At 36.0% G+C, this 15,830-nt stretch carries 13 protein-coding genes; 1 reads left to right on the top strand and 12 read right to left on the bottom strand.

The genetic code is table 11. The annotated features are described in order from the left end of the window. Positions 1-21: 21 nt before the first annotated feature. Together BMSHG_RS24595 and BMSHG_RS24590 are read right to left on the bottom strand one after the other, a co-directional pair. Entirely contained in the window at positions 22-1,785 is a 1,764-nt protein-coding gene (locus BMSHG_RS24595) for an ABC transporter ATP-binding protein (RefSeq protein WP_019157124.1), read from the bottom strand. A 7-nt stretch (positions 1,786-1,792) separates the two neighbouring features. Further along, positions 1,793-2,227, bottom strand: a complete 435-nt coding sequence (locus BMSHG_RS24590) for a MarR family winged helix-turn-helix transcriptional regulator (protein ID WP_019157123.1) — start codon at positions 2,225-2,227, stop codon at positions 1,793-1,795. 209 nt (positions 2,228-2,436) lie between these two features. Here BMSHG_RS24590 and BMSHG_RS26925 point away from each other — a divergent pair, with 209 nt between their 5' ends. After that, a complete protein-coding gene (locus tag BMSHG_RS26925) occupies positions 2,437-3,105 on the top strand; it encodes a hypothetical protein (RefSeq protein WP_019157122.1) in 669 nt (222 codons plus the stop codon). 87 nt (positions 3,106-3,192) lie between these two features. Here BMSHG_RS26925 and BMSHG_RS24580 read toward each other — a convergent pair whose 3' ends face one another. The 10 genes from BMSHG_RS24580 to rplQ form a co-directional block, all read right to left on the bottom strand. Next, positions 3,193-3,609, bottom strand: a complete 417-nt coding sequence (locus tag BMSHG_RS24580) for a hypothetical protein (RefSeq protein WP_019157121.1) — start codon at positions 3,607-3,609, stop codon at positions 3,193-3,195. A 98-nt stretch (positions 3,610-3,707) separates the two neighbouring features. Next, positions 3,708-7,076 (bottom strand): Eco57I restriction-modification methylase domain-containing protein, encoded by a 3,369-nt coding sequence (locus BMSHG_RS26915; protein WP_019157120.1) that lies wholly within the window; start codon positions 7,074-7,076, stop codon positions 3,708-3,710. Positions 7,077-7,081: 5 nt separating this feature from the next. Next, positions 7,082-10,276 carry a helicase-related protein gene (locus BMSHG_RS24570; protein WP_019157119.1) on the bottom strand — a complete coding sequence of 1,065 codons (3,195 nt, stop codon included), beginning with the start codon at positions 10,274-10,276 and terminating at the stop codon, positions 7,082-7,084. Between the two features lie 229 nt (positions 10,277-10,505). After that, positions 10,506-10,898 carry a 30S ribosomal protein S9 gene (gene rpsI, locus BMSHG_RS24565; RefSeq protein ID WP_019157118.1) on the bottom strand — a complete coding sequence of 131 codons (393 nt, stop codon included), beginning with the start codon at positions 10,896-10,898 and terminating at the stop codon, positions 10,506-10,508. An 18-nt stretch (positions 10,899-10,916) separates the two neighbouring features. After that, positions 10,917-11,354 (bottom strand): 50S ribosomal protein L13, encoded by a 438-nt coding sequence (rplM, locus tag BMSHG_RS24560; RefSeq protein WP_019157117.1) that lies wholly within the window; start codon positions 11,352-11,354, stop codon positions 10,917-10,919. Between the two features lie 173 nt (positions 11,355-11,527). After that, complete coding sequence (gene truA / locus BMSHG_RS24555) at positions 11,528-12,268, bottom strand: tRNA pseudouridine(38-40) synthase TruA (RefSeq protein WP_019157116.1); 741 nt, start codon at positions 12,266-12,268, stop codon at positions 11,528-11,530. Between the two features lie 16 nt (positions 12,269-12,284). Next, positions 12,285-13,082 carry an energy-coupling factor transporter transmembrane component T family protein gene (locus BMSHG_RS24550; protein WP_019157115.1) on the bottom strand — a complete coding sequence of 266 codons (798 nt, stop codon included), beginning with the start codon at positions 13,080-13,082 and terminating at the stop codon, positions 12,285-12,287. After that, entirely contained in the window at positions 13,079-13,948 is an 870-nt protein-coding gene (locus BMSHG_RS24545; RefSeq protein ID WP_019157114.1) for an energy-coupling factor ABC transporter ATP-binding protein, read from the bottom strand. Before BMSHG_RS24545 ends, BMSHG_RS24550 begins: the two co-directional genes overlap by 4 nt. Beyond that, the gene (locus BMSHG_RS24540; protein WP_019157113.1) at positions 13,924-14,763 is read right to left on the bottom strand and encodes an energy-coupling factor ABC transporter ATP-binding protein; all 840 of its coding nucleotides are present in this window, start codon (positions 14,761-14,763) and stop codon (positions 13,924-13,926) included. The genes BMSHG_RS24545 and BMSHG_RS24540 overlap by 25 nt, the downstream gene beginning before the upstream one ends. Positions 14,764-15,423: 660 nt before the next feature. After that, the gene (rplQ, locus tag BMSHG_RS24535) at positions 15,424-15,786 is read right to left on the bottom strand and encodes a 50S ribosomal protein L17 (protein WP_019157112.1); all 363 of its coding nucleotides are present in this window, start codon (positions 15,784-15,786) and stop codon (positions 15,424-15,426) included. Positions 15,787-15,830: the final 44 nt, after the last annotated feature.

The raw sequence follows: 15,830 nt of genomic DNA, 5'->3' as shown, positions 1-15,830 counted from the left end.
TGCTCATTTGCCATTTCTTTATTAGCCAACTTCAAGCTCCTCCTTCGTTAATTGGGAATACGCAATTTCTTGATATACACTGCAGCTTTTCATTAACTCTTCATGTGTACCTATTCCCGCCACTTTTCCTTGATCCAGCACAATGATCCGGTCGGCGTCTATAATCGTCCCAATCCGTTGAGCGACAATTAAAGTGGTGGCGTTGTCGATTTCTTTTTTGAGAGCTGAGCGCAACACTCGATCTGTCTTATAATCGAGAGCAGAAAATGAATCATCAAATAGATAAATTTCCGGCTTTCTTGCAATCGCACGTGCAATGGATAGCCTTTGCTTTTGCCCTCCGGAAATATTGGTACCTCCTTGGGCGACACTTGCCTCGTATTGACCTTCCATTTTTTCCACAAAATCCTTACCTTGGGCAATTTCAATCGCTTTTTTCACGACTTCCTCACCTGGATCATTTTGTCCATTGTCGCCATATGAAACATTTGATGAAACCGTACCGCTAAATAACACGGCTTTTTGCGATACGTAGCCAAGCTTATTATGAAGCGCCTCTTGGGTATAGTCTTTGACATTTACCCCATCGACCAATATTTCCCCTTCGGTCGCATCATAGAATCGTGGAATTAGATTGATCAATGTACTTTTCCCGCTCCCAGTAGACCCAATAAAAGCGACAGTTTCCCCAACACTTGCCTTAAAGTTAATGTTTTGCAAAATAGAATCGGCCGCATCAGGATATTTGAAGCTAACATTTTTGAACTCCACTTCTCCCACTTGTCCTTCTTTTCCTTCAGTCAGGTTTCCATCAACAATCTTTGCCTTTGTATCTAATACTTCATTGATCCGCTTTGCCGATACGGATGCTCTTGGTAGCAAAAAGAACACAATCGATAGGAGCATAAACGCCATAATGACTTGCATCGCATAGGAAGAGAAAACAACCATATCAGAAAATAGCGGTAATCGATCGACCATTGCGGCATTGTATATGAGATAGGCCCCAATCCAATAGATCGATAAGCTTATTCCCGACATTATTAAACCCATGCTTGGTTGCATAAGAGCCATCAATCGAGTGACGAACAAATTCGTTTTCGTTAAATCCTCATTTGCTTTTTCAAATTTTGCTTCCTGATAATCCTCTGCATTGTAAGCTCGCACAACTCGTATTCCTGTTAAGTTTTCTCGAGTTACGCGGTTCAAGTTATCGGTGAGGCCTTGAATGACTTTAAATTTTGGCATCGCGATAAAAATCACCATTGATAATAATAAAATTAAGAATACTACCGCAAACCCGGTTGCAGCCGTCCATTGCCAGCTCTTCCCCATAATTTTTGCGATCGCCCATACAGCCAAAATCGGTGCCTTTACAATGGCCTGAAGCCCCATGGCAATCAATAATTGAATCTGTGTAATATCATTTGTAGACCGAGTAATTAAACTAGCCGTTGAGAAACCATTGATCTCTTCCATGGAAAAGGACATCGTCTTTTCAAACACTTTTCCACGCAAGCGAACTGCAAATCCTGCGGCCACTTTTGCCGCAAAGTAACCGACCACAATCGCTGCAGCCATACTGCCAACTGCACATATAAGCATATAGCCACCTTGTAACAAAATGTCACTCATTTGACTTCCTTCTGTTTGGACAAGCATCGTAATCTCATACATATAATCAGGTAGCTTTAAATCCAGCCAAACCTGGGTTACGATGAATACCAAACAGCCCAATATGAGAAGCCAATCTTTTTTCTCAAGGTATTTTAAGATTTTCACCATGATTTTTTTAATCCCCTTTTTCACTCTTGTTTGTGATTTCGACGATGCGAGACATAATTCTGATTAATTCCTTTGTATCCTTTTCCCCTAGTTTTGCGAGAAGCTCTTCAAGCATCATCATCGCCTTTTCATGCTCTTCTAATACAAAGCTTTTCCCCGTATCCGTAATATGAACGACAACAACCCTTTTATCCTTTGGATCTCGATCACGCTTAATAAAATCTTTCTTCTCTAAACTTTTTAATACAGATGCAATTCGAGGAGTGCTAAAGTGAAGCTTTTCGCTGAGCTCACCTGCTGTTAGCCCATCTCCTTCAAAGGTAAGAAATCCTAAAATTCTTCGTTCCCCTTGCGTGATATCTCCTACTTTTTTCTGAAAGGGTTTATGAATGATTTTTTTCATCGTATCAAACAGTTCATTTGCTAGCTCTTTGTAGGTCATGATCTCTCCCCTCTCTTTTATCTAACACTATTAGATAATATTCCTGTTTGAAGATGAAGTCAAATTTTAAAGCACTTAAAAAGACAGTTTGGAGAGCAGAAAGATTTAATTATATTCTAATATATTTTTCATATATACTAAAAAGAGGATAAATGGAAATTTAGTCAAATTAGTGTAAGGTTAGAGAAATGGTGAAAGGGGCAACTAAATTGGCAGTAATTTTGAGAATTAAACCTTGGATACCAAAAGGGGAAACAGCCGTTGTAAGATATTATATTGATTTTCGTGATGGTTCCACGACATGGGTGCATCCTGCTATATATCAATCCTGGGACTTAAAAGAAGGCATGGATGTTGATATTAAACAACTAAAGTTCGAAAATGAATTTAAGTGGAAAACGCTGTATAACAATGGCTCTTGGGAAAGAGAAAAGGTTAGAATTGAAGCAGTTAAAAAGTATATTGAAACAAAGCGAAGCGATATTAGCGTTGAGATTATCGGTTTTGGAGCTGATTCCACAGATGCCATCTTTACCCATACGAAAGAACATGGCTCACCCGATTTAAGCGTACAAGTTCAGACTGATGAAGTTGCTAAAATAGAGGTTTCTGGATCGGAAAAAATGAGAGGGTCAGATTACTGGATTAGACCGGATAAAATTGAATATATTAAAAATCATCCCGATGAAAATGTATGGATTATTTTACACTATCAAGATCCTGCGAAAATGATTTTCATTAAGATTGACAAAACCAAAAAATATAAGGTAACGACCATTAATATTAGGGGAATTGATGAACATTATGTAGTTATCAAAGATACCGATACAGAAGTTAAGGATGAAAGGGTATTTCTAAATGAACTGATGAAATGGTAATGCTTCACCTAAGCTAACAGGATAGTTCGTATACCTGTAACCAAGGTGTGCTGTTATATCAACACACTTTGGTTCATAGGACATTTCTTACTTCAAAAGTATAATTTCTTGGCCCTTCTTGAAATCTCCTTGATAGTCTGCTGGTATTGATTTCTCAATTAATGCCCTATCCTGGACCGAAGCTATACGAAATCCATACCTGAACATTCGAGTAATAATATCATTATTATTAAATCTCGCCGGGTAGCCTTTGTATGTATCAGTTCTCAAAATACTACTTAATTGGCTAGGAACATTAGCTATGTCTGAAATATAGACCCTTAATTCTTTTCCCCATTTGTCGTCAATTATATAATATTCCGGTACTCCTCTAACAAGCTCACCTGTCATTTCTAGGTATTCCCTTTCAAACTTAGTTGCAACTTTTTTTGATACCTCAGCTTCGATTAATATATTCCTGTTACTCAAAAAACCTAGTACTTCAAAAAATTGACTATCGTTCATAAAAACCCCTCTTTCTTTTTTATATTGATATTCTACAAACCATGCGTTTTTTCCTTCATCAATAAAAAACACACCCATAAAAGGTGTGTTAAAAAATATTATCTAAAGGTTCTTTCAATAACCTCTATTTGATTTGCTGTTAAACCGTATAAGTTATATACATATGTGTTTAGTTCATTGATATATTTTTTTATTTCTTTTGATTGATGCTCGTCTAATCCATTAAATGAACTTTCATTTAAACGATGAATATTTTTCACAATTTCTATAATAGGTCGTTGCTGATCTTTAGTTGCAGCGGGAATGACAATCTTCCCAATGTAACCATTATCAAAATGCATTGTTCTAATTGCAGAACAATAAATAAATTTATATGTGTACCAGCTTACAAAATTTGAATTTAAAAGTCCTTCAATAAAGTACCCATCAAAATGATCATCCGTAATCACTGTATTTTGCACAGTGTCAACACTTAATATTTTTCCGCTCAGATCATAGCAAGATGTTATTCGTATTCGTGGTACTGGGTTTTGTATATGAGCAACTAAATCCTGCGACATAATTTTGGGTTGTTGCATAAATGCCAATTTTGTTTGATGGCCCTCAATCATATCTTTTGCTATATAGCCTTTATGGCCTTTCATCATGAATCGATCAAGATTCTTTCCACCTACAACGGGAATGTCTCCCTCATCCTTTAGGAATTTTTGTAGACCTACTCCTCTTTTAGTAGTCGAGATTTTGCTCATTGGGATCAAATCATTCTTCAAGCTGTTGACAATATCTAAATCCTCGACCTTAACATCGCAAATCCATGCTCTAAATTTATTAACTAAGTCATTATTAATTGAAGTTGACTGAACAAATTTTTTATCAATAAATTTTTTCCCTGTGTAAGCAGTACTTTCGAAATTTTTATTATATATAAAAACAACTTGTTCCAATTTTACTTTTTCAAAAGCCTTTTCTACATCCACTAATATCTCGGTATTTCGATTTAGAGCTTGTACAAGTGAAAACCATTTTTCAGAGTAAAGCAGCGATTTAGGAACAATAAAAGACAAAATACCCTGTTCATTTAAAAGGTAGTTTTTAGAATAGTCTATAAATACAGACGCACTATTCGAGTTATTGGTATCAATCATCTTTTTTTGAATGACTAGCTTTTCTTCTTTACTTACCTTTGCTCCATAAGGTGGATTTCCTATTACAATATCGAAACCACCATTATTCATAAAGATTTCAGAAAACACCTGTTTCCAAAGAAAGAAGGGCTTACTTCTCTGTTTTTTTAGTTTTTCAATCAAAGCTAAACCTTCCTGGTTCTTGTTCCTATCTAATTCGTATTCAATTAATATCCATTCCAATTTTTCAATTTTATTCTTAAGGTCGTTCTTAACGTCCTTATCGTGTTCGTTAAATAACTGCCTTTGGAAGCTATTTAAATTTTTGAGAATTTCCTCCCTTTGATCCTTAAATAAATCAAGTTGTAACTTATCATCTTTTTTTCTACCCTTTTGGGAAACAGATCTAGCTTTCAACAATTTATCATCAAAAAGTTTAATTCCTTTAAACTCTTGTATTAGACTGTTGCCCGTTTTAATATTACATTCTAAATTAGGTAATGGATTTACAGTGTTTATTTCATCATCAACAATTAAGGATAACCAAAGTCTTAATTTTGTAATATCAGTTGCACTAAAATCAATATCAACTGCAAAGATGTTATTTTGCATTGTTTTTAATTTTAAATGATAAGGGGTTCTACTACGGTAAAAGGACTGAAGCTCTTCTTCATCTATGTTTTTTGACATTAATGGTGTTAAGTTACTTCTAATTTTTACAATTTCAATTAACATACCTAAAGCAAAGGCACCTGAGCCAACTGCTGGGTCTGCAATCTTTACATTCTCTAACGCATTGTCTATAGCTTGGCAATTATTTATTATGGATTCAGGAATTAACGAATTATTCTCAGCAAAATGTTTTAATTTACCTTGTGCAATATCATGAATTTCAACAAACTTCCGTAAATCGTCTTTATCTATTCCTAGCTTGTTCCAAATGAAATTTATCAGACTTTCCTGACACATATAATGTACGATTTCACGTGGTGTATAATATGCACCTTTGCTTTTTCTATCGGATATTTCTAATAAGTTTTCAAATATTTTCCCTAACATTTCCGGATCAATCGCCACTTCGGTTTCCAAAGGTTCAGATTCATTAATCGTAAAATTATATAAATCAAAAACATCCAATATCCCGGTTTCATCCTTATTTGAAAAAATAAAGTCTGGGATATGAAAATCATTATCTCTCCAATTATATCCTTCTAAAGGTTCAAATAAGCCACCATTTAAGAACGGGATACGCATATTAAATGGTGTATAATAATGTGTTTCTCCCCGTTTTTGGTTTAATGCTTCGTAGAACAATGGCTCTAAATAATCATTAAAGTAATTAGAGTTTTCATCCTTTTGATTAAATAAATTTCGAATAAAGCTTTTGTCACCTTTACCAAATTGCTTGTAATGTTTGGTACCTTTAAAGGACTGCGCCAGGATTTCAGCCTCTACTTCACTTAACTCTTTAATCATTTTTTTATGCAAGACATAGTCATCATGATTCCTTTTTGAAAAGGATTTGCTGAATATATCTCGAGCATCTTCGGTTTCTAAGGTATTAAAAATATCAGTAAATTCCTTAGTAGAAAGTTTTTCGGGAACTGCTTGTACGCCTAGCCACCCTTTCTTTTGTAAAAAGTATAGGAAGGCTATTTGACCAAGTAGCTTTTTAGCAAATTCTTCGCTATTAAATCCCTTTTCAGCAGAAACCGCTAAAAATTCTTTATCATTATCTAAATGATCCTTAAGTTCAAGATATTTCTCCTTGTATTTATCGAAAAATTCCTTAGTAACCATTTCTACACTAAAGGCATTTTCCATGTCTTCAAAAGTAGGTTCATCCACGGAAAACAATGTTAGTAATTGTTTTTTTGCAGTATGGCTCGGCTCCTTTTGCCCCACTAAAAAGGAAGATCTTCTAGGGTGAGTAATCTTTTTCGTAAGTCCCTTTTCAGTAAATTCATACTCCAAGTTAACAAAGGACAATCGCCAATCATCGTGAAATGCTGAATAAAAAGCTACAATCGCTGCATCATATTCATTTATTTCCAATAATTTAGCCACAAAGTTTCTTTGGATATTTCTAGACCTCTTAATCATTATTTCTTCAAATAACTCTACTGTTAAAATTAAAACTTTCTTACCGTTTGTTTCATAGGTAAATAAGCTATGAAAGGACTTTATATGCTCTTGGTACTCTTTTTCAATCATGGATTCGCCATTTGTTTTATGGTGTATGATATTCCCGTTAAACAGCTCAATCATTAATTTTTTAAATGCTTCTAAATTAAATTTTGCTTCAAACACATCTTTAATCAATTCCCTTTTTAGCTTTGCCACCCGTATTACCCCTTTTGCAGATATGAAGACAAGATGATTTCAATATCGCCTTCCATTTTATCTATAATTTTTTCATCTGTAGCTAAGTATTGTTTTGGCACGATATTTAATATTGTATTGAATACTTTAAGTGGATCTGTCATTCCCTTTGTTGAGGATAATACTTCTTTTGTGATTTTTATAGGAATTACTCCATTTTCCCAAATTTCCATTAACCTAGATAATTGGTTTTCCTCATTTTCAGTAATGATTATCCTTCTTAAGGCTTTTAACATATTCATTACTTTACTATCGCTTTTATTTCTTTTTATTGAAGCCTTTGATCCTATAATCTGCTCTTCTGTTGAAATTGATTCTAAAAAAGATTTCTTATTAATGTCAAGGTATTCATAATATTTACTGCTTATTTTTAAGGACTTTGTTGATTCATCAGCTTCGATTAGGTTCAGTGCATCAAATAACCTTAGTTCTGTTCCTCGGTTTACACTCGTGTCGGTAATTAAAAACTTTTTTAAAGCTCCTTTTCTGAAAAAGGTTAATACTGCTTCTTCATTTACATTAGCAGATAAACTCCCTGATCGCGCTTTTTTAGGTAACATTTTAATCTTATTAAAAATTTCTGGTGACTCATCTCTAACCTTACGCAATAATTTTAAATATTTCAGTTCAGACTCGGACTCTTCAAAGTCATTATCGTGAAAGGATTGAAGTTTGTCCAAAAATCTTCTGCCAAATAATTCATGTGATGACACCTCTTCTTCATCTGACAGATATTTAAAATCCTCGCCAAGTGTATCGTGAAACGCTTGAATTTTAGTAATAATATTTTGTTCTAAGCTTAGGTGTTTGCTTGATTGAGAAGTAGGAAAAAAATTATAGACAAACAGTTCTTTATGTTTCGTTCCTACTCGGTTTATACGACCTACTCTTTGCATTATTTTTGTGGGGTTCCAAGGTAAATCGTAATTAACGATAACATTTGATTTATGCAAATTTATCCCTTCAGCAAGTACATCTGTTGTGACTAAAATGGAATAGTTTTGATACTCGTTTCCTTTATAATCCGGATTAAAGTTGTATTCTATCTCATTACGAAGATGATCGCTTGACTTTCCTGTAAATAAAATGATTTCTTCTGGACGGACTTGATTAAGTTCTTTATGTAAATATTCAGCTGTCTCCATTGATTCAGTAAATATGAGTATTTTATTGTTCTGAAGAACATGATCATTTTGTAAATAATGAATGAAATCATCTAATTTTGGGTCTGTTTGAATGTTTGACCATAGGTATTTAATACGTTCTAATAGAGTTAAATCCTCTCTTAGTTCCTCAATGAAATGTTGTTCAAATTCAAAAGACATATATTTTTGTATATCTTCACTTTCAATGAACCTTAAAACGTCTTCCTCATTACCGTTGTCGAGTAAATCGTATATATTTACTTTTTTACTAATGTAAATAGCCCCATTGTTATACATTTCAATAAATTTCTTGTATGAGTTAATAAATCTTTCAATGGTTTTACCGAACGCATAGAAACTACTCTCTAAACGTTTTACCAAGATAGATTTCATAAAACCACCCATATTTCTTTGACCAACCAGCATTGTTGCAAATTCCGGGCTTTCCCTTCTTTTTAGATAGGTTAATGGTCTATATCTAGCATAATTAAGTTGCTGAATAACCTCAATTGTTTTATTAAAAATATCTTCCACAGACTCATTGAACTGATAAATGATTCTTTTCGGTGAAGTTAATTTTGGAAAATTGAGACCCTGCTTTTTTAAGTCTTGTTCATAGTACTTTTCGATTTCCCTCCGTGTTCTCCTTACCATAATATTTTGCAAAACTTTGTCTCTTATTTCTTTGGAATTTTCCTGGACCATTATGTGATATTCCGGACTCGATCGATCGTGCTCTTCCAGTCGTTTTTGTAGATTTGCGAAAAAACGTTCTATATTTTTCACATTGGGGATTACATCGCTGTTATGTTTGTTCTGAAATAGATATATTTGATTCGCTATATCATTAAGATTATTATTTTGTGGAGTAGCTGAAATAAGGATAACCTTTTTACCATAACAAATCTGGTGTAGTTTTTGATAACTCTCCGTTTCCTGATTCCTAAACCTGTGAGCTTCATCTATAAACACATAGCTATACCCCTCTAATCCTTCTTCTATTAATCGGTCTAATTTTCCCATTGATTCAACTCGAACTGAAACATCAAATTCAAGCATAACTCTTTTCCAATAATCCTTTAAGACAGGTGGACATATGACAAGCTTCTTTCCTTTTTTTAATCTTTGTGCGAGCATTGCACATATATATGTTTTACCTAGACCAACTACATCAGCAATGAAAACCCCACCATAGGCATCTAGTATTTTTTTGGCTCTACTAACAGCATCCTCTTGATACTGTAATTTTTTGTATCCCTCTGGTAAAAAAACGCCTTCAAGTGACTCCTTATCCGAATTAATTTCCTCTTTAAAAAATTCATAAAGAAATTTTAAATATATTTCATAAGGAGTAATATCCTCCCGAAGCCAGGTATTATTGGTAATCGTATCAATATACTCCTCTGAAACCTCAATTCCTTCACTCCATAATTTCTCAAAACGCTCCAAAGCAAATGTTACATCTCTATAATCCTTAAGTTCGACATTAAATTCGAGATTATTGATAAGTCCAGCAGAAGAGAAATTGCTTGATCCTGTTATAACTGAACCAAATTGATCTGGTACCTTTGTTAAATCTTTTCGCATAATATATACCTTTGCATGTATAGGAGAATGCGGATATACTCTAATTTGTAATTTTTCAGATTTAATGTATTCAATGAACTTTTTAATTCCTAGCTCCACTTTATTTGTATCGTCTGATGATTCTAATTCCTTGGTTACCACTTTTTTATAATGGTCCTTTATTTCTTTAGATGAAAAATGAAAGCTCAATTGGTCATTTTCCCCAGCATGAATTAATTCCACGGTCTTCTTATCAACATTTATTCTAACTAATATCCTTATTTTTTCTATTTCTTCTAGAGACTGATAAAGTTCGAAAAAACCGCTTGTCCTAAAGTAACCAACTAATATATCAAAAAATTGAGTATGGCTTCTTAAAACCTTGGCAAATCGAGCTTGTAACGTATTTTCTTCCTCATTCGTAAAAAAAGTCAAATCATTATGAATCATTGTTTACTCACCTTTTTATTAGTATAGAGCCCCATTATTACAATAAATTGAAAAGACCAAGTCTATTTTTATTTAGAAATGGCCTTATCGTTATATTTAGTTTGTACATTTATGAACTATATTCTCAATTTTATTTTTGCTTATTTATTGAAGCATCTATACTTTTATTATTTCTCTAACAAAAAAGACCCCCAAACCAAAAGGTTCGAGAGCCTTGAAACGCCAGAAATTAACGTTTTGAGAACTGAGGTGCACGACGAGCGCCTTTAAGACCGTATTTCTTACGTTCTTTCATACGAGCGTCACGAGTTAATAGTCCAGCACGCTTAAGAGTTGGACGGAATTCTGGGTCAGCTTGAAGTAACGCACGAGCGATACCATGACGGATTGCGCCAGCTTGACCAGTGTAGCCGCCACCTTTAACGTTAACAAGAACATCATAGCTACCAAGAGTTTCAGTAGCGTTTAATGGTTGCTTTACTACTTCACGTAGTGCTTCGAATGGAATGTAATCTGTAATGTCACGATCGTTTACTGTAATTTTGCCGTTGCCTGGAACTAAACGAACTCGTGCAACGGAGCTCTTACGACGACCAGTACCAATATATTGAACCTGTGCCATTTATAAATCCTCCCTTAATTACCCACGAAGTTCGTAAACTTCAGGTTGTTGTGCTTGATGTGGATGCTCTGCTCCAGCATAAACATGTAATTTCTTAAACATTTGACGTCCTAAAGAATTCTTTGGAAGCATACCTTTAATAGCAAGCTCAAGCATTCTTTCAGGGTAGTTTGTACGCATTTCAAGCGCTGTTCTTGTCTTCAATCCACCTGGGTGCATAGAATGACGGTAGTAGATTTTGTCAGTTAGCTTCTTACCAGTTAAGTGGATTTGAGAAGCATTAATAATAATTACATGATCACCAGTGTCAACATGTGGTGTGAAAGTTGGTTTATGTTTACCACGTAGAATAGACGCTACTTCAGAAGTAAGACGACCTAAAGTCATACCTGCAGCATCCACTACGTACCATTTACGTTCGATATTGTTAGCGTTAGCCATAAACGTTGTACGCATGAGTTACCCTCCTAAAATTGTTCATTTTCAAAATTCATTTTCATCATCGTATATTCTATATCACAATAAGTTCCGGGGCTTATCGTGGGATTAAAATACATACCATATTATGATAAAACACTGAGGCCTATATGTCAAGAATTTATTTGACACCAGGGCAAGTTGTTTTAAAATCATTCATACATCACTTTCCATAAATATAAGCCTTGAGGTGGTGCTGTTTTTCCGGCATAGATTCGGTCTTTTTTTGCCAAAATGTCAGGGATTTCAGCCACTTTGATTTTCCCTAACCCTACCTGTAACAACGTTCCCACTAATATTCTAACCATATTATAAAGGAAACCATTCCCAATAAAACGAAAAATAAGAAGCCCCTCTTCTTCCAGCACTTCGATTTCATAAATTTCCCTTACCCGATCTTCTACTTCTGTTTTAGCCGAGCAAAAACTCGTAAAATCATGGACTCCGAGCAAATATTGACTTGCGTCCCGAATGGCCGCTACATCAACAGAATAAGGATAATGATAAACAAAGTGACGACGAAAAGGATCCCGCACTTGCTCAGTATGGACAACATAACGATATTCCTTTGCCACTACATCAAAGCGAGCATGGAATGTAGAATCAACCTTTATGACAGATTCAATAGCAATGTCTTCTGGGAGAAGCGTCTGCAGAGCGACACGCCATTTTTCCTCGGGGATCTTGAGCAGTGTATCAAAATGAATGATTTGTCCTCTAGCATGCACTCCAGCATCTGTACGACCGGAAGCATAGACCTTCACTTCTTGCCCTTTATGAAGCTTCTGTAATGCCTGCTCTAGCTCTCCTTGAACGGTACGTTTATTCGGTTGAATTTGATAACCAGAAAATGCTGAACCATCATAGGCGATCTTACATTTTAACCTCTGCATACTTTCCTCCATTTATCTACGACCTAAAAAAGAACAGCGCCCCTGCTAAAACTACAAGCAGTAACAGCATCAATGTATCGACAAGTCCCCACCTTAGCTGACGGTACTTTGTTCGTCCTTCTCCACCTCGGTAGCCTCTTGCTTCCATTGCGATCGCCAGTTCCTCTGCTCGTTTAAAGGAGCCGATAAATAATGGGATTAAGAGCGGGATAATCGCTTTGATTCGTTCTTTCATTGGTCCCCCTGAAAACTCTACTCCACGGGCAGTCTGGGCTTTCATAATTTTGTCAGTTTCTTGCATCAGCGTCGGAATAAAACGCAATGAAATCGACATCATAAGCGCTAATTCATGAACTGGAAACTTTATTTTTTTCAACGGATCAAGTAACACCTCAATCCCGTCCGTAATTTCAATTGGCGTTGTCGTTAATGTTAGCAATGAAGTGATTAAAATTAAGAGGAAGAATCTCATCGAAATGAAAATCCCTTTCTTTAATCCTTCTTCATAGATTGTCACCCAGCCCCATTGAAAAATAATTTCTCCTTCTTTCGTGAAAAAGAGGTGAAGGATAAGGGTAAATAGGACAAGCCACAATACGAGCTTAAGTCCCCCAAGCAAAAAACGAATCGGAACTTTTGAAGAAAGGACCATAAAAATCGTATAGACGACTAATAACCCATACGTAATCGCATTATTCGCAATAAATACAATACATACAAATGCAAATACAAGAATTAGTTTTGACCTTGGATCCATTCGATGTAAAGGGGATTCAGCTGGGATATAACGACCAAAAATCATTTTATCCATCATCGGCGTTCTCCCCCTTTAAAAAGCTTGTCAATTTCTTCTGTCAGTTCTTCTATTGTTAAACATGTTTTGCCAAGCTTTGTCTGAAAAGCTTTCTCCACTTTTTGCTGGAAACGAACGACCTCAGGCACGTCTAGCCCTAGCTCAAGCAAGCCTTCGGGTGAATGAAAAATCTCTTCTGCAGTGCCCTTCTTATATACTTGTCCATGATGCATGATCACAATTTGGTCAGCATACATGGATGCATCCTCCATACTGTGAGTCACCAAAACAGTTGAAAGATTTTGTTCTTTATGAAGCTGGTAAAACATCTCCATAATTTCCTTACGTCCACGTGGATCCAAGCCTGCTGTTGGCTCATCTAAAACAATGACCTCTGGTTCCATCGCTAACACACCAGCGATTGCCACACGTCTCATTTGCCCACCTGAGAGATCAAATGGCGACTTTTGCAAAATATCTTCGGACAGGCCAACCTGTTTAATCGCCTCTCTTGCTCGTGCCTTTGCCGCTTCCTCTGAAACACCAAAATTCATCGGACCAAAACATATATCCTTTTCCACTGTTTCTTCAAATAACTGATGTTCTGGAAATTGAAAGACGATTCCAACTTTCTTGCGTATTTCCTTCAAATTCTTTTGTTTTTTCGCATTGGTAACTTCCCTCTCACCAATGACGACCGTTCCGTTTGTAGGCTTCAAAATCGCATTTAAATGCTGGAGAATGGTCGATTTCCCTGAACCTGTATGGCCAATAATCGCCAGATATGTCCCTGAAGGAATGTCAATTGAGACATTCTCAATCGCAAGACGCTCAAAGGGAGAATTTGCCTGATAACGATATTCTACTTGCTGGAGTGAGATGTCCATAACTGTGCCACCAACGCTTCCTCTGATAGATAACTTTTGCTAACAGGAATGCCTTTTTCCCTTAGCATTTTGCTCATTTTCACAGGAAAGGGAATATCTAGGCCAAGCTTGACCAATTCCTCATCCATTTGAAAAATTTCTTCAGGCGTCCCCTCACGGTATAGTTCTCCACGATTTAAAACAATCATCCGATCCGCCTTTGCTGCTTCTTCTAAATCATGGGTAATAGAGATGACCGTCATATCATGGGCATCCTTCAGTTCTCTTATCACGTTTAGAACCTCTTCTCTTCCCCGAGGATCGAGCATCGATGTTGCTTCATCCAAGACAATAATTCGTGGACGCAATGCGATAACACTGGCAATCGCAACCCTTTGCTTTTGGCCACCTGACAACTGATGAGGCTCTTGCTGAATAAATGAATCCATTTGGACCTGCTTCAGAGAACTTTCAACTCTCTCAACCATTACTTCTCGGGGAATTCCGTTATTTTCTAACCCGAAGGCAACATCATCCTGAACGGTTGTTCCAACAAATTGATTATCAGGATTTTGAAAGACCATCCCGACCAATTTTCTCGTATCCCAAACCGTTTCTTCGGTCAACTCCAAATCTCCTATTTGGATTCTCCCATTTTCCGGATACTGAAGACCATTTAATAGTTTTGCTAAAGTTGATTTACCCGATCCATTATGGCCAACAATCGCTAGCCACTCACCGTCATATATTTGAAAGGAAACGTCTTTAAGAGCATATTCCTCTTGTCCATCGTATTTAAAATGCACATGTTCAATTGAAACTAGTGGTTTTTTCATAGTATCCTCCTCTCAGCTCATCTTCACTATTCTATTCTTTTCTAAACTCTTAACGAAAAGCTCTTTTCTCGAACATTGTTGCTACCTATCAAAAAATTCTAATAGCAAATCCTTTTATATTGGCAAGTAAAAAAACAACAGAGAAAAGAGCTTGCTTATTCAAACCGTGTTACGGTGCTACGTATAAATCGGAATGGTCGGAATTAGGACCATTCCAAATAACCATCATCCGTACGAAAACAACCTAACGAAATCTACTATACCATTTTTTAACGCAGGATTGTTAATGGGGAGATAAAATGAAGATAAAAAAGAAAACCCGCCAATTGGCGAGCCTTGTGTATGTGAAGACATGTTTAAAAATAGAAAATAAGTTCAATATTCTTTTAAAAGCAAATGTCTCCCATTGGCTCCAAATTTTAAATAAAGCCTGCACCTCTTTTTAATCCTTTTCAAAGAGGTGCATGAGCTAGACGTGACATGTATGGCATAATCCTTTCTCATAAAACAAAAGAATTAGCATAAAATAAAAACCCAATAGGTACATGCCCATCGTAACACTCGAATAAAGGCTTAGTTCAATCTTCCTTACAGAAAAAGGGCAAGAAACAAGTTTGTTTAAACTGTCCTATGCCCCTTTGGTCTGTCATAAAAGTGATATTACACTAATTCGATAATTACCATTGGAGCTCCGTCTCCACGACGTGGTCCAAGCTTCATGATACGAGTGTATCCACCTTGGCGTTCTTGGTAACGAGTAGCGATATCAGAGAATAATTTCTGTAGTGCATCTTGGTTTTCTTCAGCATTTGCAATTTCGTTGCGAACGAAAGCAGCAGCTTGACGGCGAGCATGAAGATCTCCACGTTTTCCAAGTGTAATCATTTTTTCCACAACTGAACGAAGTTCTTTCGCACGAGCTTCAGTTGTTTCAATACGCTCATTGATGATAAGATCTGTAGCTAAGTCACGTAACATTGCTTTACGCTGAGCGCTTGTGCGTCCTAACTTTCTGTATCCCATGAAAGTTTCCCTCCTTTGTTGAAGTCCTAAAGCATTGGGTTTGT

The organism is Robertmurraya massiliosenegalensis JC6 (assembly GCF_000311725.1).
GTDB classification, from domain to species: domain Bacteria; phylum Bacillota; class Bacilli; order Bacillales; family Cytobacillaceae; genus Robertmurraya; species Robertmurraya massiliosenegalensis.
Note: the sequence above shows the minus strand (reverse complement) of the source record. Positions and strands in the feature narration are given on the sequence as shown.

Bases quoted from the DNA above. Each gene is read 5' to 3' on its own strand.
- BMSHG_RS24595 (WP_019157124.1), bottom strand. From the start codon at position 1,785: ATGGTGAAAATCTTAAAATACCTTGAGAAAAAAGATTGGCTTCTCATA.
- BMSHG_RS24590 (WP_019157123.1), bottom strand. From the start codon at position 2,227: ATGACCTACAAAGAGCTAGCAAATGAACTGTTTGATACGATGAAAAAA.
- BMSHG_RS24580 (WP_019157121.1), bottom strand. From the start codon at position 3,609: ATGAACGATAGTCAATTTTTTGAAGTACTAGGTTTTTTGAGTAACAGG.
- BMSHG_RS24570 (WP_019157119.1), bottom strand. From the start codon at position 10,276: ATGATTCATAATGATTTGACTTTTTTTACGAATGAGGAAGAAAATACG.
- rpsI (WP_019157118.1), bottom strand. From the start codon at position 10,898: ATGGCACAGGTTCAATATATTGGTACTGGTCGTCGTAAGAGCTCCGTT.
- rplM (WP_019157117.1), bottom strand. From the start codon at position 11,354: ATGCGTACAACGTTTATGGCTAACGCTAACAATATCGAACGTAAATGG.
- truA (WP_019157116.1), bottom strand. From the start codon at position 12,268: ATGCAGAGGTTAAAATGTAAGATCGCCTATGATGGTTCAGCATTTTCT.
- BMSHG_RS24550 (WP_019157115.1), bottom strand. From the start codon at position 13,082: ATGATGGATAAAATGATTTTTGGTCGTTATATCCCAGCTGAATCCCCT.
- BMSHG_RS24545 (WP_019157114.1), bottom strand. From the start codon at position 13,948: ATGGACATCTCACTCCAGCAAGTAGAATATCGTTATCAGGCAAATTCT.
- BMSHG_RS24540 (WP_019157113.1), bottom strand. From the start codon at position 14,763: ATGAAAAAACCACTAGTTTCAATTGAACATGTGCATTTTAAATACGAT.
- rplQ (WP_019157112.1), bottom strand. From the start codon at position 15,786: ATGGGATACAGAAAGTTAGGACGCACAAGCGCTCAGCGTAAAGCAATG.